The sequence below is a fragment of the Schlesneria sphaerica genome, from assembly GCF_044336245.1.
Classification (GTDB): domain Bacteria; phylum Planctomycetota; class Planctomycetia; order Planctomycetales; family Planctomycetaceae; genus Schlesneria; species Schlesneria sphaerica.
The window spans coordinates 4,092,220-4,117,952 of the sequence record NZ_CP172346.1 but is presented as its reverse complement, the minus strand read 5'-3'; the positions used below and the strand labels follow the sequence as shown (position 1 = coordinate 4,117,952).

Here is a 25,733-nt window from a genome sequence, read left to right as displayed (position 1 = left end):
TCCTTGAAGAAAAGCATACTCGCTTTTCCTCGCGCCCACATTTCATGGGCAAGTCCATACCGGAACTTCCAAAAAAATCACAACCTCTCCGCAACGGAACTGGCAGAGTGTCCATCCACCAGCAAGGCCACCGCTTCTTTCTTGAACTCCTCCGTGAAGCTCCGACGAGTTCGTTTCGCATTTCTCTTTTCGACTTTCTTAGACATCCAATGATCCTTTCTGGGGCTTCCAGTTTAAGATGTTGAACTGTCCGTGAAATCGTCAGCACCTCATGTTGCTATGAGATCTGGCGGTAACTCACCGAGCAACTTATGGACACGCAGAACTGCTTCTTGATTGTCAGCCAGAAGTTTTCGAACAGCAGCTTCGTATTGGGCACGATTCGCGAAAGAAAGCGTTCTAACGATGGCATCAATCGCGGGTGACTCTCTAATTGGATACCGCTTCAGAACTCCAACAAAGTCGGATGCGTCTATCAACGTTTGTAAGCGGGTGGCTTCTTCTTCTGCGATTTTCTGAAAATCAAGCACAACGGTGCGTTCTCTCCCCGCACCAATTTCGCCCTTCTTTGGGAGAAGCGAAAAAACCTGCGCTCGTGCCGCCTTCTCGGCGATCCGGTTACTGAGATGTCCAGCATTTTGTCGAATCGCTTGCATTGCAGCATCGTTTGCATGCCTGAGTTTCTCAATCACATCGCCACCGATCACGGTTGCGTGTTTTTCGGCGACTAGTCTCTGCACGTCAGGATGGAAATAAATGGATTCTACGGAATAGACATTGAGTGGAATCACACCTTTGGCTTGAAGATCCGCGATCCTCTCAGGTTCGGAAGAATCGTTGTCGACAAGGCCGAATGGCTTCACCCAATGAAGTTCTGACGTGCCTTTGATGCCAACAACCGCGTTTTCCACGTCTCGGCAGCTAGCCTTCGCGACAATTGATGCGTTGGGGAACAGTAGGCTGTAGAGTGGTTTATCGAGACTGTGCTCGACTCCTTCGACGAATACGATTTTTCGGCGTTCTCCAAGAATCGTTCGTTTCAGATCGTCGTCAATTGCGTCGGTGCTGTCCAGCAAGTCGATGTCGTATGAAGTGGCACTGTCGCCCTCATATACACAACCTCGCGTCAACAAGACCCTCGATTTCGGATTATCTACAGGAAGCAGTGGTTCGTGAGTGGACACAACGAAGGCGCAATCTTGTCTTTCTTTAAGCAGAAGCGACAGAAGTGGCGAGACAATTGAGCGATGCAGATGCCGTTCCGGCTCGTCTATTAAAAGAAGCGTTCCCGGAGGTATGGTCAGCACATTTGCGGCAATGAGGATCGCATTGCGCTCACCGTCAGATAGTTTCGCGATACTGTAAGGCTTGCTGTTGCTCCGGACAGCCATGATCTGGTCGTTGGCTTCGACAGATAAAGCGATGCCCAGATTGGCAAGCCGCAACATTCGATTCATCACTTTGAATGCGCCCTCTCGTTCAGCCAAATTGGCGACGTCCTCTTTTCTTCCCTCATCCACGGCGCGTGTAATATCGCGAGCACGCACGTTCTCAGAATTGACCAGATCGTAGATCGCCATCTGAGCGCGTTGCGGTGCGTAATCGTCCATCCACCTTGCGTTTGCATGGCGGTCGTAACTAACAACGCTCCGCTCATAGTCTTGACGCTGCTGGCCGGTAAACTCGGGTGACCCCGATCGAAACCATGTTTGTCGATGCGCGGCGATCCGCCTCGTGTTCTCTGGGCTCGCTGACGAGAATCCCTGCATCAGGCTAGATTTGCCAGTTCCATTCGCACCGAGAATGAACAGCATTTCCCCGACGGCTACGGTCAAGTTTAAAGCCCCGTTCGGTTCACCACGCGGAATCGACAATGAAAATGCCATATAATGATTTCACGACCCTAGACGATTTGGAGAAAGCCACCCCGAAATGCCCTTATAGACTTCTGCCATCTTATGGGCAAACAAATCATCCTCGCCAGTTTGCTAGACGCGGGATTTCCGGACGGGGCTGTTGCAATGACTCGTTCCAAGTTTCGTGACGCAGATGAGAAACCTGTGAGCGTTGTCAGGAGTGACGAAAACCCTGTGAAACAAGATTTTTCTTCGAACTCCTTCGACTTTTGACTACTGGCCTACGGAACAGAAGGTTGCGAGGTCGCACCCAGGTGGAGTCTTCTTAAGAAAACGAAAAAAGGGCTGGCTTCGTCTGCGGAGCTAATCCCTTTTTTTCGTCTTCGCATCAGGCTTCCCGAGTCTTCCCCATTCTACCTCATATTCAGATTACGCTGCCCCTGGGTCCGCAGACTCGACACCAAGCCGTAACGCGTCCGATGTCCTTGCCCGCCAATCCGAGTCGGCAACGACTGCCCGGACTTTGTCATTCCTCGGCTTCCTTCACGAGGCTGTGGGGGTAGTCGGTTACGGTTTCCCAGGCCAGTTCTTGTAATGCGTGGTTGAACTTGTCGTTCCATGCTTCGCGCTTGGCGTTTTTCAGCATTTCCGGCAGGGGCAAGCCTACGGGGCTCTTTCCGTAGAGCACGGCGAAGTGGAGATAGGAATTCAGGGCTTCCAGTGGCGCGGACGGGTGGACCGGGTCTACGAATAGCTCACTTTGTTTGGTCAGGCCGGGCCATTGCTGCTCGGCGATTTTGCTTCGTAGCGTCACCATCGCTTGAACGCTGGGGACGAGGGCGAGAATTTTCTTGCCGTTACCAAACTTCTCGTTGATGGCGTCGGCCTGAGCTTCCCCCGCCTTGATGTTTCTCTGGTTGTATCGCTTGAGCTGCTCCGTTGTTTTTTCTTTGTCGACGTTGTCGAAGGCCCCGTTGGGGAAGTCCTGGTTATCGATGTCGCCACCGCCCCAGGAGAGCTGGACGATGAATCGCATGTGGGGATTATGTTCCAACCCCAGCTTGACGAAATTCTCGATCCCTTCATCGGGGAACGAAATGGGCGACATCACGAAAACATCGACTTCGCCGGTTTTCAGAGCCTTTTTGGCATCATTCTTGTCGTCGGCCAGGTTCCAGTGCTGAAGGGTCCGGGATGCACCGAGGGATTGCAGCCCGACCAGTTGATGGCCCTCGATCCCTGCCGCTTCAGCCATCTCTCCCAGAGGTTTCGGAACGTACCACATCAAGCTGTGCGAAGCATAGAAAACACGCAAGCCCTTCGGTGCCGCCGCTGGCGGATCTTGCTGGGTAACTCGTTCACTGCTTCCCACCTGCGCTGACAGTGGGCCGGGCAGCGTGGCTGTCCACCCGATGAGGGCGAACGCCGCGAAGACGCCCTGAGTGAGTCGGTTGAACTTCTTCATTCCGTTCCCCAATTGTGCAGGTTTCAGGATTGTTGTTCGCTGCTATGCTATGAATCCATCTCACTGAGGAACAGGATTCGGAAGGAATTCGCTGAGACGCATTTTCCCGGTCGGCTGCTGCGGCTCGGATTTCGGCCTGATACCAAAAGTACCCGTACCCCGTGCATTACTCAGGATTTCAGGTCCTCGCGTTGCCGATGGAGTGCGGCAGTGGTCGGTCAAGAAACTTCACAAGGTAGCTGTCTTTGAAAACTGTCGCAGCATCTGGATGGATTTCTCTCAGCGGTGCTGAGAGTTTTGTCGGCGTAAGAACGACACGTTCGAACAAAGCACCCGCAAACTGTCGCTCGAGTTCCCGACTGGACCACTTTTGCTCGCAAGCCATCTGGAGATAAAACTCACGTTCCTCTGCCCGCTTCGACTTTGACAGAATCAACAGATTGTGAGTCCAGGACAATTCTCTCAGCAGTGTCGCAACTTTCGGTCGGTGGCGATATGTCTCATAGAATTGTCGCATTCTCCAAAGATTTTGGGGCGAGTATCCCCGTTGCGTGGGATAGCGTTTCTTGATTGCTTCGGCGAGGTTTTCAACGGTTCCCTTGCCCCAGCCGTCTTCATCAGTTTTGCGACTGATATATTGACCGATCGTCCAGTAGAGTTCGATAAGAGTTGTGTTAACGACGGAAGTTGCACGGAGCCGTGCAGCATCGATCCACTGCATCACCTCATCGAAATCGACAGTGAGGCGAGCGTTGGAATTGGACCCCACCGTGGATTTACGGAGTCGATTCGCGGCCTTCTTCAACTGACCCTCCGTGGCGATGGGGCCTGTCTTGAGCGGGATGGGACAAGCATTTCACGGGGCTCCAAGTGGTGATTCAATAGTGTCTAACTCGACTGCTGCGACACTGTCAACGTTGTGATCAGTGGAAATGGAAGTCACATTCAAGTCAGGTGCCGGGGCCTGAGCCGTTGGTCGTATGGCACGCCCGGTCCAGAATGCTTTTCTACCTCAAGCCACTTTCTTGATCTGAAGGGGTGTGACCGCACTTCCGGAGGGTTATGCAGCGATGGCGCAGTTTTGTCGGAGGAATTTCTGGAAGTCGTCCCCGAGACACCGGCCGGGGGACATCTCAGATCCTGTTGCACTCAATGCGGTTCAGCATTTGATTCTGATGCCTGAAAGGCATCCACAAGCCAGCCCAGGGCAGAGCGCCGCGGCAAAGCCGCAAGCGCCGCCCTGGGTTAGTGGCATGATTTGTTGCCAGCCCTGTTCAGGGTGACACATTCTTTCGCGGCCTGTCTGCGTGTCGGGAGCAGGGGCTTTCAGTCCGAACGTCTTGTTTGTGGGATTCGGTGGCGTGACGTTTGAATGGTTGTTGTGCCCTTAACAGGGCGGAGGAGACGCAACTCTTCGCCAACCCAGGGCGGCGCTTTGCGGCTTCGCCGCAGCGCTCTGCCCTGGGCTGATCTCTGATGGCCTTTCAGGCCGGGGCTAGGCGGTGCGCTCGGGTCCGGGGGACACAGCAGATCCAAGTTCATACGCTCGGGGGTGGGTCCGGCTGGGGTAACCTCTTGCAACTGACGCCGACAAACGGGTTGCACCGGTTGACCGGTCTTCCGGGCTACCAGTGTGCGCAGCACAAGAGGTTTTTCCCAACACGACCGAATGCTGCAGAAAGACATTTCGCTCGGGGGGTGGGTTCGGCTGGGGCAACCTCTTGCGGCTGACGCCGGCAAACGGGTTGCACCGGTTGACCGGTCTTCCGGGCTACCAGTGTGCGCAGCACAAGAGGTTTTTCCCAACACGACCGAATGCTGCAGAAAGACATTTCGCTCGGGGGGTGGGTTCGGCTGGGGCAACCTCTTGCGGCTGACGCCGGCAAACGGGTTGCACCGGTTGACCGGTCTTCCGGGCTACCGGTGTGCGCAGCACAAGAGGTTTTTCCCAACACGACCGAATGCTGCAGAAAGACATTTCGCTCGGGGGTGGGTTCGGCTGGGACAACCTCTTGCGGCTGACGCCGGCGAACGGGTTGCACCGGTTGACCGGTCTTCCGGGCTACCGGGCTACCGGTGTGCGCAGCACAAGAGGTTTTTCCCAACACGACCGAATGCTGCAGAAAGACATTTCGCTCAGGGGTGGGTTCGGCTGGGGCAACCTCTTGCGGCTGACGCCGCCCCGGTAGCCGCGAAGCCCCGGCAACCGGGGCTACCCGGTGCGCTCGGGGCCGGGGAACACAGCAGATCTAGCTCTGGTGGCCTTTCAGGCCGGGAAAGAGGCTGGCAAAGAAGCTGGGGGCGGGTCCATTGTCCGCACTTGTCCCTTATTCCAAACGTCTGGATGTTTGGGCTCGTCGGGTTGCTGTCGGTGATTGAAACTACCCGCATTCCAAATCCGACATGGAATGGCGACGAGACCAGAGCGAGGGGATTCAAAATTGAAGAACTTTTTTCGTCAGCGATTTCGGTCAGCGAATAAGGGCGAAGCCCAGCGAGGCGTGGTTCGTCTGGCGGACGCTGCACCTCGTCGTCGAGACTCGAGTGGCGAGGGTACAGAGCGTCCATTATTGCGCGAGGTCTTGGGGATCTGGGGCAGGGAGACACAATTCTTGCGACAGGGCGACGTGTCTGCGTGCGGAGCGATCGGGACGTGGGATGATTGCAAGATTGCTGGGGACGACTTGTGTCGAAGCGTTGTTTCGAGCAGCGAGGGGACGTTTGCCGCGACGGGAACTTTCAACGGGATTTTTCAACCCTGTTCAGGGCCTGCTGGGGGGCACTCAGGAAGACGATTCGGGGTGCTGCCGGAGGGGGACGGGGGGGGCGGGGCTGGCCAGGCTGGCCAGCCCTTGGCCAGTCGGTGGCCAGTCCCATGTGTTATCGCGATCACGGGTTACGTATTTTTGAGGGACTGGCCAGAGTGGCCAAGGGATTTCTGCTGAGGGCCTTTTCCGCCACTTCACGCGTTGATGAGCGAAAACGCTGAATGAGCGGGGATCACAGCACACAGCGGCATCTTGAGAGCCGCAGGCCGGATCGATGGATTGACTGATCTTTGACAATTCGGAGCAAGAACGCGTCGTACCAAAAGCGGGGCTTCATGTGGAACCGGCATTCTGCCGGTTTCTGGGGACTTTGTGGGTCCGCGTGAAAGGGGGGGGAGCCTTGGAATTGGCCGGACTGGGGAACGGAACCGGCAGGATGCCGGTTCCACGGGAGCTGTCATGCTCATCGTCGGCCTCCTTGCCGTTAATGCCATGGGTCTACTCTCTACCCAAAGCATGGCATAGAGGCCGCTTTCTTGCACCGTCAGTTTCTTACTCAGACAATTCCGGAAGTCCGGTCACACCCGATCTGAAGAGTGCTCTGGGGGGTGAGCACCCAACTTGATATTGCTCAAAATCGGGCGGGGGACTTCAATGCGGCGCCTTGCGAGCGACTGTCTTAACTATTTGAGGCTTGGGCTGGCCGTGGCGGTCTTACTCGACGGGCGATTCCCCTTTCAGGTGTGCGTAACATGAGTTTTCGAATTTCTCGGTGGGCGACGGGTGGCCTGGCCCTCGTGGCTGTCCTGGTGATGGCGGGACTTGGTTGGTCGCATTTTTATGACCTGGGGCCTTCCAAGGACGAGTGGGGGCTGAAGTATGAGGCGGAGGTCGTCCCGCAGGGGGACGTGCTGAATGTCTCGTTCACTCTGGCCGATCAGGGACGGCTGAAACCGATCTACTCCGTCAGCGTGGTGGCGTTCAGCGATCCCAGACCGGGGGGAGGACGAGCTTACCTCTTGAATGCCACGATCGATCTGAAGCCGACCGCAGATGGGAAGCTGGCAGGAACGCTGCAGGTCGATAAGAAATTTGCCGATCGGGCTCTTCTGCGGATCATGACGCTCACCTTCGACGGCAAGCCGCAACGAGATGGGGCGCGGTACTACCAGATGCCGCTGAAACAGTTCACCAAGAAGACACCCGCCTTGGCGATTGGTCCCAAACCGACGGCTCTCGCCGCTCCCATTCCATCGAAGGTTGCGCGGTAAAAGAGACAGGTCGTCCTGCGTCGCTGCGGCCAGCCGCCATGGCGACGTGCACTGCGAAACAGCGGTGACGGGCGGAATGAGAGACGGGCCAGGAAACCGCTGGTGGCGAGCGCCACGCAGTCCCCGCGCGGAGACGTCAATCGGGGATATCGGTTGGCTGGCAGTCTTTAGACGGGCTTCTGATTTTGCGGGTCTGATTCCTTCGGAGGGGCGGACATCAGGTCGGTGGCGTGCTTTGAGAGATGAATTCCTCGTTGCTTTGACGTCTTGACCAGTCCCATTTCTTCGAGCGTGGAGACAAGGGATTCCAGTTTCGGTCCCAGGTCCGCGAGACGAGCTTCCAGATCCTGCAAGGAGAGTGGTGTGTCTGGGTTGTGGGCGAGAAACATCAGCAGATTGAGGCTGTCCACGCGGTTGAAGGTGGGATCGGCTGGCAGGGCGTCCTTCAACGCCTGACGAATTCTGCCCCAATCTCGTTTTCCTGACTTAGCCATTCCGGTTTCCCGCCATCCACGGTGCCTGACGTCTTTCGTATCCCCACTCGGTTCAACTGCGCCCGCAATGTTATGCGAACCCGGAGGAATGTCCACCAGCAATTTGCGAGTGGCAGAATGTGAGGATCGCACTGAGAATTCATTCTGAGAATTCGCTTCACGGACCCAGCCCCTGACCCAGCCCCTGACACAGCCCCTCAAACAGCCCTTGTGCCGAGGTCAGACCGATCAGGCATCGATGTCGGAAACGAGGTAACGAACCGGGCGAACCACTCAGACGGGATCAGGTCAGGTCCTCGCGATGGCATGCGGTGACTTGCCACGTTTTCCGAAACGTGCCACAGTCGAGAGGCTCGACGTGTCCAAATTTCTCGAACGGGTTTCTCTCGCAGTTGGTTTCTCTGTTTAGCGGCACTGTTGAGACGATCGCCGAGAGACGGACGCCGGGCAGATCTGTGAGCGTCGACGCCGTTGCGGGTGACTGGTTTCGGATGGGGTTGCTCGGAGGCTTCTCAAAGCGAGTTCCTCGATGATGTTAACGATGCGAGCCTGGTTCATTGTCTGGATGATTACTTGTTTGAGTTTCATCACAGCCGGGTTCGCTGGGGCAGCGTCGGCCGACGAAGCAGCAGACTCAAGGGGTCTCGCTGCCCCGCTCGCAGATCAGGAAATCGACTTTAACCGGGATATCCGCCCGCTCCTCTCGAAGAACTGCTTTCAATGTCATGGATTTGATGAGCAGGGACGGCAGGGGGGATTGCGACTGGATCGAGCCGACGGAGCGACGGCCGTCACGGATTCCGGGTCCCGGGCGATCGTGCCGGGGAAGCCGGACGAGAGTGTGCTGCTGCAACGGCTGCGGAGCACGGATCCGCAGTTGAGGATGCCACCCGAGTCGAGCGGAAAGAGTCTCTCCGGTGCACAGATCTCCCTGCTACAGCGTTGGATCGAAGCCGGGGGACGCTATGCCGATCACTGGGCGTTTATCCCCCCTGCCCGGCCGAAGGTGCCGGACACGGCACGTGACGACTGGTCGCGGAACGCCATCGATCGATTCGTGCTTCACAGGTTGCGGCAGGAACGGTTGCAGCCGACCGTGGAGGCAGACCCGGCCCGCCTGTTGCGGCGGGTTTCTCTCGATCTGGTAGGACTGCCGCCAACTTCCGAAGAATTGGACGAGTACCTGAATCAGGCTCAGGAGGATCCCGATGCCGCTTATGAGCAAGCGGTGGATCGCTTGTTGAATTCACCTCATTTTGGGGAACGAATGGCGATCGACTGGCTGGATGCGGCGCGGTACGCGGACACCAACGGCTACTTCGGAGATCGACCACGGCAAGCCTGGCCCTGGCGGGACTGGGTGATTGCTGCGTTCAATGCGAATCTTCCGTTTGATCAGTTCACGATCGAGCAATTAGGAGGAGACCTGTTGCCCGCAGCCACGCGCGAGCAGCGCGTTGCGACAGGATTCCACCGTAACTCGATGGCGAACAACGAAACCGGTATCACGGATGAAGAATACCGTGTTGAAGCCGTAGCGGATCGCGTCGAGACTACGGCGAGTGTCTGGCTGGGAATGACGGTCGGGTGTGCTCAGTGCCACGATCATAAGTACGACCCGGTCTCGCAGCAGGAGTATTATCAGCTCTTCGCTTATTTCAATAATTCGGTCGAGCCGGGACTGATCTATGCTGATTCTCCCCCACCGACGGTCGAGGTCCCGACGGTCGAACAGGTCGACGAACTGGCACGCCGGCAGCAACGACTGACCGAACTGGAAGCGAGGTTCTCGAGCTTCGCGAGTAATCTGGAGAGTGAGTTGAACCAATGGCAGCAGTCGGCATTGAACGAGCTGCGTCCGCCGGTTGAAGGTTCGGCTCTGTCCTGCGACTTTGATCAGGCTCACAAGAATGCGCTCTCGATCGGCACAGCGATCAAAAAGCAGCCGGGAATTCGAGGCGAAGCGGGTCAGTTCGACGCCACGCAGCATGTTGAGGTGCCGCTCGACTTTCAGGCCGACGCCCCGTGGACAATCTCTGTCTGGTTTAAGTCGACCGGCTCGGTCGGCTGCCTGATTTCAAAGATTGAACCGGTCGGGCGACGTCGGGGGCTGGAGGTACTCTGGCAGAAGGGACAGCTGCATCTCCACCTGGTCTATCAATGGGGTGTTGATGAGATTGTGGCAGTCACGCAAGAGAAGTTCTCGCAACATGAATGGCACCACGCCGTGATCCAGTATGATGGATCTCATCAATCGACGGGGCTGCGGCTGATTCTCGACGGCCACCCCGCTCCGTTGACGATTCGTCGAGATCACCTGACCGGGAGTATCGAGTGTGCCGAACCTCTGAGGATCGGGCGACGCGATCCGGGTCTGGGATTCTACGGATTACTTGATCAGATCACCGTCGTCCCGTCGCTCGTCAGCGAAGGGGACGCGGAGACGTGGTACGACAACGAACGACTGCGAGGAATTCTCGAACGCCCTGTCGAAAAACGGGTCGCCGCAGAGACGAACTTTCTCAAGCAGTACTACATCGACCATCGAGCGGCTCCGGAAATCAAGACGGCCCATGTCGACTTGCAGCGGGGGCGGGAGAGTGTTGCAGCGCTGCGTCGTCAGATTCCAACAACGCTGGTCATGGAAGACCGCAAGGAACTCCGCCCGACCCACGTCCTGCTGCGAGGTCAATATGATCAGCCGGGAGCGGAAGTGCATGCGGGAGTTCCTGCGATCTTCCCCCCGGTCGAGGCAGACGCGCCACGGAGCCGGCTGACGCTGGCGAAGTGGCTGGTCTCCGGACGGCATCCGCTCACGGCGCGCGTCACGGTGAATCGGCTGTGGCAGCAATTGTTCGGTGAGGGACTGGTGCGGACCGTGAATGATTTCGGCTCACAGGGAGATCTACCGACTCACCCCGAACTGCTGGACTTTCTGGCAGTGGAGTTCGTCGACAGCGGCTGGGACATCAAGCGGATGTTGCGGTTGATCGTGACCAGCGCCACGTATCGGCAGTCGTCGAACGGGACTGAGGAACTGCTGCAGCGTGATCCGGAGAATCGACTGCTGGCGCATGGCCCCCGGTTTCGTCTCCCTGCGGAACTGCTCCGTGATCAGGCTCTGGCAGCCGCAGGACTGCTGACGCGAACGCTGGGTGGCCCCAGCGTCAAGCCGTATCAACCGGAAGGACTGTGGGAGGAAGTCTCTTACAACGGAGACGATTCGTATGTCGAAGAGACCGGCGACAACTTGTGGCGGCGCAGTCTTTATACCTACCACAAACGACAGGCACCGCCCCCGGCGCAGTTAACCTTTGATGCGGGGACGCGGGAGAAGTGTCAGGTGCGACGATTGAGGACCAACACACCGCTGCAGGCGCTGCTCACGTTAAACGATCCGACCTGGATTGAGGCTTCACGGGTGCTGGCGGAAGCGGCGACGGCCAGTTCGCGTGATGACCTGCGACGGCTGAGCTCGCTGTTCCGACGGATTGTTTCCCGGAGCCCGGATTCTCAAGAGATCCCGTTGCTGATCGGCCTGCTGGAACGACAGCGTGCTCGCTTCGGAGATGATCTGCCAGCCGCGGAGCAGCTCGTTCGCGTCGGCACGGCGCCCGGAAATTCCCAGCTTGATGCCCGGGAAGTGGCGGCCTGGACGATCGTGGTACACACACTTTTCAATCTCGATGAAGTGATCACACGCCGATGAACAGACTCGATGAATTCCTGCCACGTCGCGAGCTTCTCAGACGCGCCTGTCTCGGGGCGTGCGGGGTCAACCTGGGTGGAATGGCCCTCGCGTCTCTGTTGGGCAATGAAGCACGGGTGGTCACGGAACGGCAGTCAGGCCCGCACCCGGTCGCAAAAGCCAAACACATCATCTATCTGTTCATGCATGGAGGCCCATCGCAACTGGACCTGTTTGATCACAAGCCGGATCTGAAACAACTGCATGGGCAGGAGCTTCCGGCGTCGGTGCGGGGAACTCAGCGACTGACGGGGATGACCAGTGGTCAGGCGTCGTTTCCTGTGACATCCTCGCTCTTCTCGTTTGAACGTCAGGGTCAATGCGGAATGTGGGTCAGTGATGCCCTGCCCCGCACGGCCCAGATCGTCGACCAGCTTTGCTTTATCCGGTCGATGCATACCGAAGCGATTAATCACGATCCGGCAGTGACGCTGCTTCAAACGGGGCATCAGCAACCGGGCCGCCCGAGTTTTGGTTCCTGGTTAAGCTACGGGCTGGGAAGTGAGAATCAGAATCTTCCCGTGTTCATGGTGCTGCTTTCACGCGGGAGCGCCGCACGTCCAGCAGACCCGCTCTATGCCCGGCTCTGGGGATCTGGCTTCCTTCCCTCCAATCATCAAGGGGTCGCCCTGCGGAGTTCCCGCGATCCGGTGCTGTACCTGAACAACCCGCCGGGAGTCGATCAGGAGGTTCGGCAAGATCAGTTGGAAACGCTGGCGGCACTGAATCGAAAGGCCAACCTGGCCGCCGTCGATCCCGAGATTGACACACGCATCGCTCAATACGAGATGGCGTTTCGGATGCAGTCTTCTGTCCCCGATCTGATCGATCTGAAAGGAGAATCTCAGGAGGTACTGAAGTCCTATGGACCGCAAGTTCACCAGCCAGGCTCATTCGCGGCGAACTGCCTGCTGGCCCGCCGCATGGTGGAACGGGGAGTTCGATTCATCCAGCTCTATCATCGAGGCTGGGACCAGCACTACAACCTTCCCAGCGATCTACGGCTTCAGGCGGGCGATGTCGATCAGCCGTGTGCCGCCTTGATTCAGGACCTGAAGCAACGAGGATCGCTCGACGAGACACTGGTGGTCTGGGGAGGCGAGTTCGGCAGGACGACCTACTCCCAAGGGAGCCTGGAAGCGACGAACTATGGCCGCGATCACCATGGGCGCTGCTTCACCATGTGGCTGGCGGGGGCTGGGATTAAGCCGGGGACCATCTACGGGGCAACCGATGACTTCAGTTACAACGTCGTCGATCGCCCGGTCCACGTGCATGACCTGAATGCGACGCTGCTGCATCTGCTGGGGATCGACCACCAGCGACTGACGTTTCACAATCAGGGTCGAGATTATCGCTTGACCGATGTCAGTGGCGAAGTGGTGTCGGGGATCCTTGCCTAGCGACTGCAGATCACAGCAGCTCACTGGAAGTAATTCCATCGTACCCGGTCCGTGGGGCGCGCCGCTGACGACGGGGATTCACGGCTGACCGGCAGCCGATGACGGTCGCTTTGGAATTCAACAAAAAATTCTGCGAACCTTCTACTGCTCGACGGGTCCTTGTCGATGGCGGTGATCGAGTTGATCATCGTGTCACTGGTGTTCGTGAAGGAACACCGACTCGGTCTGGCGGAAGATCATGCTTTCCACACTGAAGTACGAAATCAACCTCAGCAACCCTTTGGGAGTGGGCGGTTCCATAAGTGGTTCCGTGGCAGGCTCCCTGCATCTTGTGTCCAGCAAGCCCTTTGCCGGCATCGGCCACACCCGTCTGGGAAGGGCGTTGATCAGTATCGAGGAGACCGGATCTCGAAGTAGCGAGTCGTCGTTTCCCTTGCGCACGTGACAGAGGCGGTATGCTGCCATCAGCAGAAAGCCCGGTGTCACACCCAGACACCGGGCTTTCTTTTTTTGAGGGTTCAATTACCCGCGGAAGCCCTCCCGGACGAATTCACGGAGGGCCGAGGTAAGGGCTGGTAGCTGAGACGGTTTAGCGCCTGGCTGAAGACCAGGAGAGAAGGATTCGAGCGCCTTCCAGCCCACATCCTGTCTTGGAGTGTGCCACAAAGACATCTTCATCGAGGACGAAGAGTTGACGTGCTCGTGGGTCGATTTCGGGACGACTTCGCGCCAGTCCCCGTTCTCTAACTAACTATGTAATAACCGGAAGGAAGTCACCCGGCTGGATCAGGGACCTGTCTTGAAAACAGGCGGCGGGGAAACCCGCTTGTGGGTTCGAGTCCCACGGCTTCCGCTGACCATGGAATGACGGAAACAAGTGATCGAGGATTGCGCAAGCGCCCGATCGGTCGCGTGTGAGATGAGGAAGGTAGCCGGATAGGGTTTGCCGGGCCGGTTTGCTAAACCGTGCGGCCTTCGGGTCGTGAGGGTTCGAATCCCTTGCCTTCCGCCTGGAAAAGTTGACTTGGGGTCGGTGCCTGATGTCACCGTTCCAAGATCCGACGGAATTTCTAAACTGGACAAGTCACAAAGGAAGGGCCACCCGAATGGCGACGGGAGCCGGTTGGAAGCCGGTCGAGTATTTTTTGAATGCCTTGCGGGTTCAACTCCCGCCCCTTCCGCTGAGTGAACGAAACGGGATTACACACGGACAGATATCTATGACAGGGAGGTGAATTGCTTGTTTGTGGTATTAAGCGCGCTTCAAAGATAAGAATAAGGGAGACTGAGAAACTCCCCGAGAATAGATTCTCGTGTTCGCCTTTGCTTTCGGCGATGGGGGGTTCGGTCCGGCGGTTGTTGCGGTTGCGGGAAACCTCTTGCGGCTGTTGCCGCCCCGGTAGCCGCGAGGACGCGTCAACCGGGGCTATCAGTGAATGCGTAGCAACTCCTTAAATTCGCTTCTGGTGATTTCGTAATGAATCGGGATGGATTGAGTTGCGACCGAACGTATTGTTTCTTTGAGTGAATTCTTGCTTTTTGCGATTCCTGTGATTTAGTGGATAGATTGTGGCTTAGCTGTCCGGCTTTCCTGCCGTGGTTTGGCGGAGTTACTTTGATGATTCCGTTTACGCTCCCGGATCGAAACGAAGGAGGTTGTTGTGGTCGCTGTGTTGAGTCGGCAAACGCTGGTGCTGAACCGCAACTGGCAGCCGGTGGGCGTGGCTTCGGTCGCTCGTTCACTGACGCTCGTCGTTGCGGAGCGGGCTCGGATTGTCGACCCGGCCAACTTCCAGCTTTACACCTGGTCTGACTGGTCGCGACTGATCCCGCACGACGATGAGCTGTTCGTGCAATCCGTCGCGTTCCGGATTCGCGTTCCTGAGGTGATCACGCTGACGGAATATGACCGCGTTCCCGTGAATGTGGTGACATTCAGTCGACGGAACATTTATAAGCGGGACCGGTACACCTGTCAGTACTGCGGAGTGAAACCCGGAAGCGAGGAACTAACACTCGACCACGTCCTGCCTCGTTCGCGAGGGGGAACCAGCTCCTGGGAGAACTGTGTCCTGGCTTGCCTGGCCTGTAACAACCGGAAGGCGGACCGGACCCCGGGCGAGGCCGCAATGCCTCTGCGAAAAGCCCCGGTCCGGCCGGCCTGGAAGCCTCTGTACGCTCAGCAGGCTGTCCGGATCGAAAACTGGTCTAAGTTCCTCAGCGAAGCCTACTGGACTGTGGAACTCTCCGAATGATGTTCTTGTCCGTCGCTTGAGGAAGTGGCTTCGCAGCGACTCACTCAAGCGACGCTCGTGGATCGAAGATGTTGTCGTTGCTGTCGATAGAGAACAAGGATGGTCTGCGAGGTGGAGGTCAAAATGAAGACGCCGGTCCGGATTCGAACCTATCGGCCCGAGGATGTGGAAGGAATCTACTCGGCCGTGATGGCGTCGCGGCGTGAGCTGTCTGAGTGGATGCCCTGGTGCCATGAGACATATTCCCGTCAGGATACGACGGGGTGGGTGTCGAGCCGTACGTCCGCCTGGGAACGGAATGTAGAATGGAGTTTTCTGATCATTGACGGGGATGAGACGGTCGTGGGGGGCTGCGGCCTTCATCGTCTGGACTTGAAGAATGGAGTTGCTGAACTGGGCTATTGGGTCAGGACGGAATCGACTGGTCAGGGAGTTGCCACGGAAGCAACAAGACAGCTTTGCCAATGGGCATTTCAAGACGGGGGTCTTGAGCGAATCGAGATACTCGCGTCTGTCGACAATCGTGCCAGTCAGCGTGTCGCGGAGAAAGTGGGAGGGGTTCGCGAAGGAGTGCTCAGGCGACGCATCCGACTGGGGGGACGATCGCACGACTGCATTTTGTATTCGATCCTGAAAAAGGATCTACGACACTGATGTCGCTCGGAGTGGCGGCGGCCTGCAAAACCGCCCTCAGTGGGTTCGACTCCCACCAGTGTCACTTTGAAGGAAAGCATTGTTGCCGGGTCCAGCGGCGGTTGGGTCACTCAGTCGAGTTTGGCCTCAACTGTTCCGAACATGGGTTCTGACGAATGGCAATCAATGTCGATAGCTCAACGGACAGAGCACCAGCCTACCAAGCTGGAGGTTGCGGGTTCGATTCCCGTTCCTCGTTGGTCAAACCCAACGCTGGCAGGTCGTCAGACCTGTCCCACATGACCAAGGAAGGTGAGCGATTGTTTGATCGGCCATGGCAGTGGTTTTCCACCGCCATGACAACCTGCGAAGTCACCCTGCAGGACATGGATTCCGCCAAGGTTGCCCACCAGGCAACGGTGCGAGAACAGGAGGACTGAGGAATTCAGAAGTTCGCTTCTGAATGAAGGTCCCCCGTCGCTCGCATCGACGCCCGGCCCGGCCCCTGACGGAAGTGTCTCTCCGTGGCTTTCCGGGTGATCGGCAAACGCTTCACCTTCTGCGGACTTTTTTGTTTTCCGTTTCATTTTTCATTCTGAAGTCATTGCGTCTGCGATGAGCCGGTCGGAAGCCGTCTCTGCGGGGTGACCCGGTGCAGACTGATCTGGTTGATCCTCCAGAAAGGAGGTACGTCGTGTTTCCGTTTAAGCGTTATCAGATTCGTTCCTATGAGGTAGGCCTGCTGTTCCGTGAGGAAGAGTTCCAGGGATTGCTCAAGGCGGGAACTTACACGTTCTTTGACCCGCTGGGAAAAGTCTCCGTGGATGTTGTCTCACAGCGTGAGCCTCGCCTGGACCATGAAAAGCTGGACCTGATGATCCGATCGGGTGCACTGGCCGATCAGGCGATCGTGCTGGACTTGAAGGACAATGAACGGGGACTTGTCTGGATCGAAAACCGGTTCAGTCACATCCTGCCGCCGGGACAGTACGCCTTCTGGACGACACAGAAGCAGGTCCGTGTCGAGATCGTCGATACGCGGACGGTTCGTTTCGAGCACGACCAGTTTAAGACGATCGTCCGTTCCAAACTGGCTCCTCTCACCCTGAATGTCACGACTGTGCGACGTGATCAGGTGGGGGTCCTGTTTATCGACGGTCGGTATGTCGATTCACTGCCACCTGGCGAATACGCCTTCTGGAAGGATGCGGCGGAAGCCAAGGTCGTGGAAGTCGACATGCGTGAAACGATCGTTGATGTGGGTGGTCAGGAAATTATGACGGCCGACAAGGTCACTTTGCGGTTGAACGCCGTGGTGACTTACAAGGTCGTTGACGCACGAAAGACGGTGAGTCAGACGGACGATGTCCGGCAGGCTCTTTACCGAGACACCCAGCTTGTGTTGCGGAGTGTCGTGGGAGCCCGCGAACTTGACGCTTTCCTGACGGACAAGGATGCCGTCGCGAAGGACATCAAGGACAGCGTTCGACGCCGTGCCACGGAACTGGGTCTGGAACTTGCGTCTGTGGGGATCCGCGACGTCATCCTGCCTGGTGACATGAAAGAACTGATGAACAAGGTGACCGAAGCGCATAAGGCGGCCGAGGCCAACCTGATCTCCCGACGTGAAGAGACGGCGGCGATCCGTAGTCAGGCCAACACCGCGAAGTTGCTGGCGGACAACCCGACGCTCATGCGACTGCGTGAGCTCGAAGTCCTGGAAAAGATCGCGGCCTCTGGAAAGCTCAATATCATCGTGGGTGATAAAGGGCTGTCAGACAAAGTGATCAATCTGTTGTAACGCGACCGTGTCCCCTTCCCTCAATCGCGAGGGAAGGGTTTGACCCCGTCATGCTGTGTGGATTCCTCTAGGACTGAAGGCCCCTCACCTGATTTTTCAGGGCGAGGGGCCTTTTGCGTTCAGCCTCTGATCCCGACAGAAGGACCCGTGCGCACCTGCCTGAGGCAGGAGAAAGGGAGATCAATTCCCTTACATCCGACGGGTGACGGTATGGGATTTGGCCGCCCTCAGCGTGGGCCGCTTGGGGAGGGGACCGACCTTGGAATCGAGTTCAAAGTCGACCACAGCCACCTTTCCTTTCACGGTCTTCTTCATGACAGCAGTCTCTTCTGCCTTGTCGTTGTAAGCCGCAGGAACTTTCTCATCGCTGCCCGGGCTGGTGGTCTTTCCGTCATCGACCGGCGGCGACCATGTCGAGATTCGGACCAGGTGATCACCCTCCAGACTTCCGGAACGATCCTGGGTGAACTTCAGACTATAATTCCCACTCGCATCCGTGATGCCATAGGACGGACGGCTGCCGGAAACGGGGTGGAACGTGACCTGCGCCCCCGCTAGCGGCTTGCCGTCGAGTTTGATCGATCCCTTCACATCCGTGAGCGATGGACCGCTTTTCCCGCACCCGGTGACCACAAAGCCGGTCACGAGAAGAGCCATCACTCGTACAGAATTCGTCATTCGCAAAAACTTCATTTCATAAAATCCTTTCGTTTCTGAGCGACGGTCATGGAGGATGCCCCACTGACCTCGGGGAACAGATGACTGCAACACCCGCGGTGACTTCCCAGCAACTGAATTTGCAGTGAGAGATCTCGCTCTGATCATCCAGAGGGGGGTCACAAGAACAACTCTTCACGCAGGGATGCAGCTTGGCCGGGAGGTACGTCCTGCATACGCGCCAATTTCCGATTCAGAACTCGCCCACGGACTGGCGGTCGTCACGGATACCGAGCTTGTTGTAGACACCGAGGTTCTTCCAGATTCGTCCGCAGACGTCGCCACTGTTGAATTCAATATTGTCGCTGATGAATCGGACGGTGCCGTCGCCGAACAGGAAATGAGCACCCCCTGTGTGCTGACTTCCCAACCCTTGCGAGCAGTTGTTCTGGCGCTGTGCGACGGTGGTCCAGGGTGCGTTCAGGGGCGCGGCGTTGCCGGTCGCTCCTCCCCCACAGGTGGTCGCATCACCGACGCGGGCGAGCGTATAGTACTGTCCCCACATCCCCGTTCCCGGTGGATTGCGATTTCCGACCCACGAACCCGCATTGCACAGCCAGGACCGCTCTCCCACGAGGAAGGTATTACTCAGTCCATCGGGGAAGTCCGACATCCGGGTCCCTTCATTGTTCATGAAGGCCCCTTCCTCGACACGATCTCCCGTGCTGAGCCACCAGTTCCAGGCGCGCGACTGCCGGTTCCCATGGATCCCAACATAGTTTGATGTCGCTGTGTATTCGGCGGGCCAGTTTGTGCCCTGGAAGTGGCGGTCGTCCGGGGTCCCCTGCAGAGTGTTCTTCGATCCCGTGTCAGAAGGGCAACGGAAGACTTTCAGTACCGTTCGCGTGAGTGGACGCAAGTTTTCATAGGCCGGAGATCCATACTCACTCAGTCGAATCGTGTTCGGACTAAGCTGATTGAACAGCGGCCCCTGCTCAAGTTGCGGCAGAATGAACGTCGGCCACCCCCATTGAGGTCCAGGGTCGACGAAGGGGACATTATTATTCCAGTTCGCCGAGTAATCCATATTGCCCGGCGGGAACGCATTATAAACATCGTGGTAGTTATGGAGCGCGAGTCCAATCTGTTTGAGATTACTCTTACATTGCGTTCGACGGGCGGCTTCTCGCGCTTGTTGTACGGCGGGTAAAAGCAGCGAGATCAGGATGGCAATAATCGCAATCACCACCAGCAATTCAATAAGTGTAAATCCATAACTGATTCGACGTCTGCGACCTGATTGATTTGGCACGGGACTCCCCTTACGAACAAAACCTTCTCATAGAAACGAACTGTGTACGAAGACACGCCGGGTACGCTGTGCGCAGAGCCTGGGCAGCAGCCCCCCTGCTTGTCCTGAGCGGCAAAATGCGAACTGTGGTGTGTGCAGTAGCAGAGTTGTCACGGTGACAACGGATCACGAGCGCAAGCCGTTCCGCTGCGCTGGTTGACAGTCAGGACTGCGAGCATGCTTCGTTTACGAGCGATGACGTCAACAAACCTGTGTGCGGCCTATGGCCTGCAACTGTTGAAAGAACCGCACAGGGGTCACGACCAAATGCGGTGACATCCGTACGGCGTGCTGCCGCCCCATGCATGAGGTAAACAGCATGATGAGACCGGGCATGCTGTGTGATGCCCTACGCAAGGGTGCAACAGGACACTTGCGTGAGCACACACGGAGATCGCATTCTCCTGTAGGAGCGGAGACCTGATGCCGGTCCAGAGTTTTCGAGAAGCACTTTAGTACGAGTTAGCCACCACAACAGCGCGTCACGACCCTCAGATCCTGAATGAGCATCTGACAACGCTCGCATGGGAATCGGTCAACTGTGCCGTTAAGAGCATTCAACCCGGAGTAGTTCATGAGACCTCCATGGCCTCGGCAGCCGCCTCCAGTGACAAATGGTCAGCGCTGCAATGACAAAACGGTTGATGGGCTTCAGGCCGCATTCATATATCACCTATTCGGTGCGGATTTATCTTCGTCATTCAGGCCGGTTCCGTCAATGGAATTTCAAGGCAACACCTGAATTTCTCATTAACGGGAACTGCGGTGATCGATTCATTGCGGACGAGCGACTTCACCGGGTCTGCGAAGAAGTCCCATGGATGGACGAAGGACGGCAAAAAGGATCGAGGGTCGAAACAAGTCTTTCGGTCACTTCATCAGATGCAATACTTCGGAGACGGTGCCCGGGATTTTCGTCGGTACGGGCATCGTCATTTGCGCATCCGAAATGCCGGGGACGAGTCGATTCATGACCTGCATGCCGCCGGTCAGCAGAACTTCTACGTGTTCTTTCTGGAAAATCCTTTGCGCCCCGAATCTGCGAACAGCCTGTCTCATTCAACACGGCTGACCCGGGGAAAATCACCATTGAGAACGCGCACGGTCAACATGGCGAACCATAACACCGCAGAGAACGAATGCGTGCGTGCCACCCGACGGTGCCGCTTGAGCGACTCATGCAAGCGCATCCTGTTCCAGAAAAGCTCTCGCCCGAATCAGATCGGTCGTGGTGTGCCCTTCTGTGAAAGAAGTGTAAACTGGCGCGAGCATCTGCCGGGCTTCCTCCATATTTCCTTGAGATTTTTTGAGCTCGGCCAGACTGATCGTCGCGCGAAGTTCCCAGGATCGAGTTCCCTGCAGCCGCGCGACGTCCACCGCGTTCTGCAGATACTCTTCGCCCGCAGCAAGGTGATCCTCGGCGATCGCGACCAGTCCCTGCAGTCGATAGAACTCACTCTCTTTACGCCGCAGGTTCAGATCATTGATTAGTTCAAACCCGCGGCGCAGCCATTCATGAGCGTCTTCCAGAAGCCCTGCCTCCAGATAAGCCTGTGCAACCATGCTGAAGGGATGGTCCATCGACAAATGTCCGCCGGTGGTCTTCAGCGTGGCCAGTCCATGTTGAAAATACTTGCGGGCTTCATCGGTTCTCCCTTGTTTCAGTGACCGGATTCCCCGCCCCAGGATGGAATGAACACCCACAAACGTGAAGCCGTTCTCCTGGCACAGTCGGTATTCCTCGTCCAGTGCCCTGTGAGCTTGATCCGTGAATCCGCAGTAATCCAAGACCTGCCTGCGGAAGAAGAGGGCCATCGCGTAAGTGAAGGGGTGGTTCTGGGCCTTTGCTATCCGCACCGCTTCTTCTGAGCGTCGCAGGGCCTGATCGGGGAACCCCAGTTCCCACAGCGCTAAAGCGGAATGGGTACGACACATGGTGCCACAGCGCTGTCCGGTCTTCAGTGAGTGAGTGCGATCCTTCTCCTCGTCGAACAGTTTCAGCCCCTGGTCGAGCATCTTCAGACCGGACTGGGTTTGACCTCGATAGTATGCCGTGCAACCGACCGTCCAGTATGCCTCCGGCAGCAAGCCCGAATCGGCCGGAGCAATCCCTGCCAATTCAACCAGTTCTGCGGCGAGTGGAGTCGCAAAGTCCATCTCTGCTCGAATGAGTCGCCAGCTCCACAAGCCCCACTCAACAAAGAACCGATCTTCGATCGATTCGAACCGGGCTACCAGTTGACTGGCTCGCTGGATCGCGGTGCCGACCTCGGAATTTGACCAGCCGCGTGCCGCCATCAGGACGGGGGCCAGAACCTGCTGGAAGTTCAGTTCCCGCTGATCCCGCTCGGGTGATTCCGGAATCGACGCGAGGACGATTAGTCCACGATTCAAGTGATTAATCGCTTCAATATTGGCGAACTGGGCCTGCGACTTTCTCCCGGCCTTCAGCCAGTACTCCGCCCCCTTTTCCGGCATATCGGCTTCCGTGAAATGGTGAGCGACCAGTTCCGGCTGGTGCTGGGCGAGATCGGGGAAATGGGCTTCAATCGCCGCCCCGATCGACGCGTGAACGGCGCACCGACGTTTTTTAATCATCAAGCTATAAGCGGCATCCTGTAACAAGGCGTGTTTGAAGAGGAAGCTCGCATCCGGAAAATTCCCTTTTTGAAACAGCACTTCGGCCGTGACAAGCTTGATCAGTTCTGCCTGAAGATCCTGTGGCGACATTGACGTCGCCGCGGAAAGTAGTGAGTAGCTGAATTCGCGTCCGATCGCCGCGGCCAGTTGAATGACACTCGGGTCGCTCGCCATGCGGTCCAGCCGCGCCATGAGCAAGTCTTGCAGCGATTCCGGGATGGCCTGACCAAGCGACGATCGGGAGCTGGTGGTCTCCTGCAGCGATCCACTTTCCTCGAGCAGCTTCGAGAATTCTTCGATGAACAGAGGGATGCCGTCCGTTCGCTGGACCAACTGTTCAACAAGACGTGTGGGAAGATCTTGTCGGTGGAGCCGCCGATGAAGCATGTCCCGGATCTGGCGGTGATTCAGGCGATTCAAAGCGATTTGCGTTTGATGCGGCTTACTTCTCCAGGGCGTTTCAAACTCGGGTCGGAACGTAAAGATGCTCAGCGTGCGATGTTGATCAAAATTCTCAACAATGGCTGTCAGCAGATCCAGCAGCGTTGGATCCACCCAGTGCAGGTCCTCAACGATGAACAGCACCGGCCTGAGAATGGCTCTGCTTTTTAACACAGACAGCAGCAAAGCCGTCGTCAGTTCGCGTTTCTTACGACCATTCCCTTCCAAAGGGGCCAGCTGGGGGGCATCAACCTCAAGCAGTCGGGCCAACAGGATTCGGTTCAAGTCCGTCAAGAGGTTCAGAGATTGCAGATAGCGATCAATGGCCTGCAGCCGTGACTCGGCCGAAACGTGTCTGTCGAACTGCAACAGATGCGTCAGATGCTCAATCATCGGGTGCAATCCCGTCGACTGATGATTCTGCGAACAGCGCAATTCAATGATGTCGGGATTCACGCTCAGGGCCGTGACGCCTTCGCGAATTTCGCGAATCAGGCGTGACTTGCCTAATCCTGCCTCACCGATCAGCAGGACGATCTGGCCCATCCCCTCCACCGCCTGTTCCCAGCGGTCTTTCAGAATCGCGACCTCGGTGTCTCTCCCGACGAGCGGTGTCAGATTGACCAGATCGACCAGTTCGACACGATTGAGCGTAACGGGGGCTTCTTTGATGACCCGGTACAGCGAAAGTGGTTCTGCCAGATTCGGGACGGGAACAGCCCCCAGCGAATCCTGCTGGAAGTAGACACGGCTGGATCGGTGCACACCTTCCGTTACCGTCACTTCAGCAGACGGGACCACTTGCAGCAGGCCTTTCAGAATTTTCCCCGGCTCGCCCAGTATCTCGATCCCATCCACCGTTTCTTCCGCCACAGCGAACCCGGAATGAACGGCAATTCGCAGCTGGTGTCGCTGCGGAAACACTTCAATCCCTTCTCCGAGCTTCAGAATCTGCATCCCACAGCGAATCCCCCGTAAGAGACTGTCTTCGTAAGCCACCGGGAACCCGAAACAGAGGATGATTTCGAATTCCGAGCAACTGCTGATGCACCCGCCAGCCTTTTCCGCAACAGCAGCGACAGCGGGGGTAAACCCCCTGAGAAATTCCAGTTGAGTGCCGGGCTTTCGATTCTGCTTTCCGAGACTCAGCCGAACACCGACAAGTGTCACAAGCCGGAACTGGGCTTCCTTCAGGGGGCGTAACGGGGAGGAATCTCGAGCGAAATTGCTGGGAGGAATCAGAGGCGCCGTCAGGGGGCCGCCAGCAGAGGGATTCGTGTCCGGTTTCCGCAGAAGACTCTCTGGTGCGAACACCGCTTTTCTGGTGCCGATAACACTACGCAGCGCTTCTGCCAGTTCGTCCGCCGTCGAAAATCGATCTTCCCGTCTCTTGTTCAGTGCCTTCCGACAAATCGACTCAACCGTGACCGGAACCAGCGGATTCCATCTGCGAATTGGTACGGGGTCTTCTTCCTGGATCTTGCGGAACAAGGCTTTTCGGTCGGGAGAAGTAAATGGCTGTCGACCGGTAAGCAGTTCGTACAGGATCACACCGAGAGAGAAAATATCAGACCTGCCATCAATCTGATGCGACTCACCCCGGATCTGTTCCGGCGACATGTAAGAGGGAGTCCCGGCGATTTCCGATCGACTCGGCTCCAGATCATGTACAGCCAGTCCGAAATCCAGCAGCACGCATCGTCCGTCGACCGTCAGCATGATGTTGGACGGCTTGATGTCGCGGTGCATGATCCCCCGGGAATGGGCATGCCCCAGAGCATCGGCCAGGTGACTGACAATTTCGACACAGCGCTGCCAGGGAGCGGGGCTGCCTCCCGGCTGGACATCAAGGATCTGCCCCTCCAGAAACTCGGTCACGATGTAGCAACGGTCGTCAACTCGCCCGATATCGTAGACTGCGACGATACCCGGATGCTGCAACTGAGCCAGCCGTTGCGCTTCGCCCAGGAACGTCTGAAGAGCGGCCTCAGAGAGCGAGTCTTTGGGATACTTAATCGCTACGAAGCGTTTAAGAGTGGCGTCAAACCCCAGAAAGACGTCACCAAATCCCCCCGTCCCCAATTGTTTGCGAATTTCAAAACGCCCAAGCTGCACCGGAACGGGGGAGGTAGGTTGGGGGGCCGCCTGTGCCAAATTCGCGGGAAGTGACACAACTTCTGAAACGAGATTGCGAGGAGTTCCCTCAACGGATTGCGAAGGGGGCGTCGTGCTCTGAGTGCCATCGATGTCTTTTGCGTTTGACACTTCCTCATCGCCCGCTGAACTATGCTGCTGAAACCTGGCGGTCGAACTTTGCGGCGTCGATCCCGTGAGTCGCTGACTCGTGAATACGGATGCGCCCCAGGCCCTTTTCATCAGACGAAACGAAATCCGTACAGGCCATCAACAGCAGCAAATCGTCGCGTGACGTCCGATCCGTTTTTACTCCATGTGGTGACAGACTTTTGTCACCACGCGGCTGATCAAGAACTACCCGAACTCCAACGACCTCAGATAAATCTGATCCGCGCCTGACGTTCAACCGGTTGCATTGAACTGAAGTCACATTTGAGATCGTTCCAGACGTAAATGCAACCCTGCTAAAATCGTCGAGCCGCCGGGAATTGCTGGGACAGCAGAGACAAAACGGAGAAATCTCGGTCCCTCGGCTCCCACTTCGCGTCCGCAATTAAGGGGCATTCCCCGACATCTGCCGTCGCGAGCAGGGAGATGTCGGTTGCAAAACCGGGCCGCCCATCTACCAAAAAAGCTCGACGAAGTAGCCACTCGCCAACATATTGCAACATTTTCGTACAAACAGATTGACTACCCCAAGCGGGAACAGCCGATAACACCTCGACTGTACACTATTCCCATTCCATGCGATGCATACCGCATCATCCATACATACCCCTGCCCGCTCCACCTTCGCAAACCCATTACCGCTGAA

Annotated in this window: 15 protein-coding genes and 5 tRNA genes; 11 read left to right on the top strand and 9 right to left on the bottom strand. The window is 57.0% G+C overall.

Annotated elements, in window-relative coordinates:
- Positions 1-77: 77 nt before the first annotated feature.
- The 4 genes from ACGY09_RS14915 to ACGY09_RS14900 all read right to left on the bottom strand — a co-directional run bounded on the left by ACGY09_RS14915 (position 78) and on the right by ACGY09_RS14900 (position 4,126).
- The gene (locus ACGY09_RS14915; protein ID WP_397568349.1) at positions 78-206 is read right to left on the bottom strand and encodes a hypothetical protein; all 129 of its coding nucleotides are present in this window, start codon (positions 204-206) and stop codon (positions 78-80) included.
- Between the two features lie 63 nt (positions 207-269).
- Positions 270-1,886 carry an AAA family ATPase gene (locus ACGY09_RS14910; RefSeq protein WP_397568348.1) on the bottom strand — a complete coding sequence of 539 codons (1,617 nt, stop codon included), beginning with the start codon at positions 1,884-1,886 and terminating at the stop codon, positions 270-272.
- Between the two features lie 496 nt (positions 1,887-2,382).
- Positions 2,383-3,321 (bottom strand): hypothetical protein, encoded by a 939-nt coding sequence (locus ACGY09_RS14905; RefSeq protein WP_397568347.1) that lies wholly within the window; start codon positions 3,319-3,321, stop codon positions 2,383-2,385.
- Between the two features lie 178 nt (positions 3,322-3,499).
- Complete coding sequence (locus ACGY09_RS14900) at positions 3,500-4,126, bottom strand: DUF1016 N-terminal domain-containing protein (protein ID WP_397568346.1); 627 nt, start codon at positions 4,124-4,126, stop codon at positions 3,500-3,502.
- A 2,715-nt stretch (positions 4,127-6,841) separates the two neighbouring features.
- On the opposite strand from ACGY09_RS14900, the gene ACGY09_RS14895 reads away from it, so the two are divergent.
- Entirely contained in the window at positions 6,842-7,360 is a 519-nt protein-coding gene (locus ACGY09_RS14895; RefSeq protein ID WP_397568345.1) for a hypothetical protein, read from the top strand.
- Positions 7,361-7,527: 167 nt separating this feature from the next.
- On the opposite strand, the gene ACGY09_RS14890 is transcribed toward ACGY09_RS14895, so the two are convergent.
- A complete protein-coding gene (locus ACGY09_RS14890; protein WP_373649452.1) occupies positions 7,528-7,854 on the bottom strand; it encodes a hypothetical protein in 327 nt (108 codons plus the stop codon).
- Between the two features lie 529 nt (positions 7,855-8,383).
- Between ACGY09_RS14890 and ACGY09_RS14885 the strand changes: the two genes are divergently transcribed.
- From ACGY09_RS14885 to ACGY09_RS14845, 9 genes are all read left to right on the top strand, one after another.
- Positions 8,384-11,563 carry a DUF1553 domain-containing protein gene (locus ACGY09_RS14885; protein ID WP_397568344.1) on the top strand — a complete coding sequence of 1,060 codons (3,180 nt, stop codon included), beginning with the start codon at positions 8,384-8,386 and terminating at the stop codon, positions 11,561-11,563.
- Complete coding sequence (locus ACGY09_RS14880) at positions 11,560-13,005, top strand: DUF1501 domain-containing protein (RefSeq protein WP_397568343.1); 1,446 nt, start codon at positions 11,560-11,562, stop codon at positions 13,003-13,005. The genes ACGY09_RS14885 and ACGY09_RS14880 overlap by 4 nt, the downstream gene beginning before the upstream one ends.
- Positions 13,006-13,574: 569 nt before the next feature.
- A tRNA-Phe gene (locus tag ACGY09_RS14875) sits at positions 13,575-13,646 on the top strand.
- A gap of 127 nt (positions 13,647-13,773) precedes the next feature.
- Positions 13,774-13,858 (top strand) — tRNA-Ser (locus ACGY09_RS14870).
- A gap of 70 nt (positions 13,859-13,928) precedes the next feature.
- Positions 13,929-14,014, top strand: a tRNA-Ser gene (locus ACGY09_RS14865).
- Positions 14,015-14,096: 82 nt separating this feature from the next.
- Positions 14,097-14,186 (top strand) — tRNA-Ser (locus ACGY09_RS14860).
- Positions 14,187-14,666: 480 nt separating this feature from the next.
- Complete coding sequence (locus tag ACGY09_RS14855) at positions 14,667-15,260, top strand: HNH endonuclease (protein ID WP_397568342.1); 594 nt, start codon at positions 14,667-14,669, stop codon at positions 15,258-15,260.
- Positions 15,261-15,383: 123 nt separating this feature from the next.
- On the top strand, positions 15,384-15,914 hold the full coding sequence (locus ACGY09_RS14850; protein ID WP_397568341.1) for a GNAT family N-acetyltransferase: 531 nt from the start codon (positions 15,384-15,386) through the stop codon (positions 15,912-15,914).
- Positions 15,907-15,978: transfer RNA gene (locus ACGY09_RS14845), tRNA-Cys, on the top strand. Before ACGY09_RS14850 ends, ACGY09_RS14845 begins: the two co-directional genes overlap by 8 nt.
- Before the next feature lie 199 nt (positions 15,979-16,177).
- Here ACGY09_RS14845 and ACGY09_RS14840 read toward each other — a convergent pair.
- The gene (locus tag ACGY09_RS14840; protein WP_397568340.1) at positions 16,178-16,480 is read right to left on the bottom strand and encodes a hypothetical protein; all 303 of its coding nucleotides are present in this window, start codon (positions 16,478-16,480) and stop codon (positions 16,178-16,180) included.
- A gap of 107 nt (positions 16,481-16,587) precedes the next feature.
- Between ACGY09_RS14840 and ACGY09_RS14835 the strand changes: the two genes are divergently transcribed.
- Positions 16,588-17,694, top strand: coding sequence for a slipin family protein (locus tag ACGY09_RS14835; RefSeq protein WP_397568339.1), 1,107 nt, complete (start codon positions 16,588-16,590; stop codon positions 17,692-17,694).
- A 189-nt stretch (positions 17,695-17,883) separates the two neighbouring features.
- On the opposite strand, the gene ACGY09_RS14830 is transcribed toward ACGY09_RS14835, so the two are convergent.
- The 3 genes from ACGY09_RS14830 to ACGY09_RS14820 all read right to left on the bottom strand — a co-directional run bounded on the left by ACGY09_RS14830 (position 17,884) and on the right by ACGY09_RS14820 (position 25,048).
- Positions 17,884-18,387: a carboxypeptidase regulatory-like domain-containing protein gene (locus tag ACGY09_RS14830; protein ID WP_397568338.1), complete on the bottom strand. Its 504-nt coding sequence runs from the start codon at positions 18,385-18,387 to the stop codon at positions 17,884-17,886.
- Positions 18,388-18,604: 217 nt separating this feature from the next.
- On the bottom strand, positions 18,605-19,663 hold the full coding sequence (locus tag ACGY09_RS14825) for a DUF1559 domain-containing protein (protein WP_397568337.1): 1,059 nt from the start codon (positions 19,661-19,663) through the stop codon (positions 18,605-18,607).
- A 1,215-nt stretch (positions 19,664-20,878) separates the two neighbouring features.
- A complete protein-coding gene (locus ACGY09_RS14820; protein WP_397568336.1) occupies positions 20,879-25,048 on the bottom strand; it encodes a protein kinase in 4,170 nt (1,389 codons plus the stop codon).
- Positions 25,049-25,733: the final 685 nt, after the last annotated feature.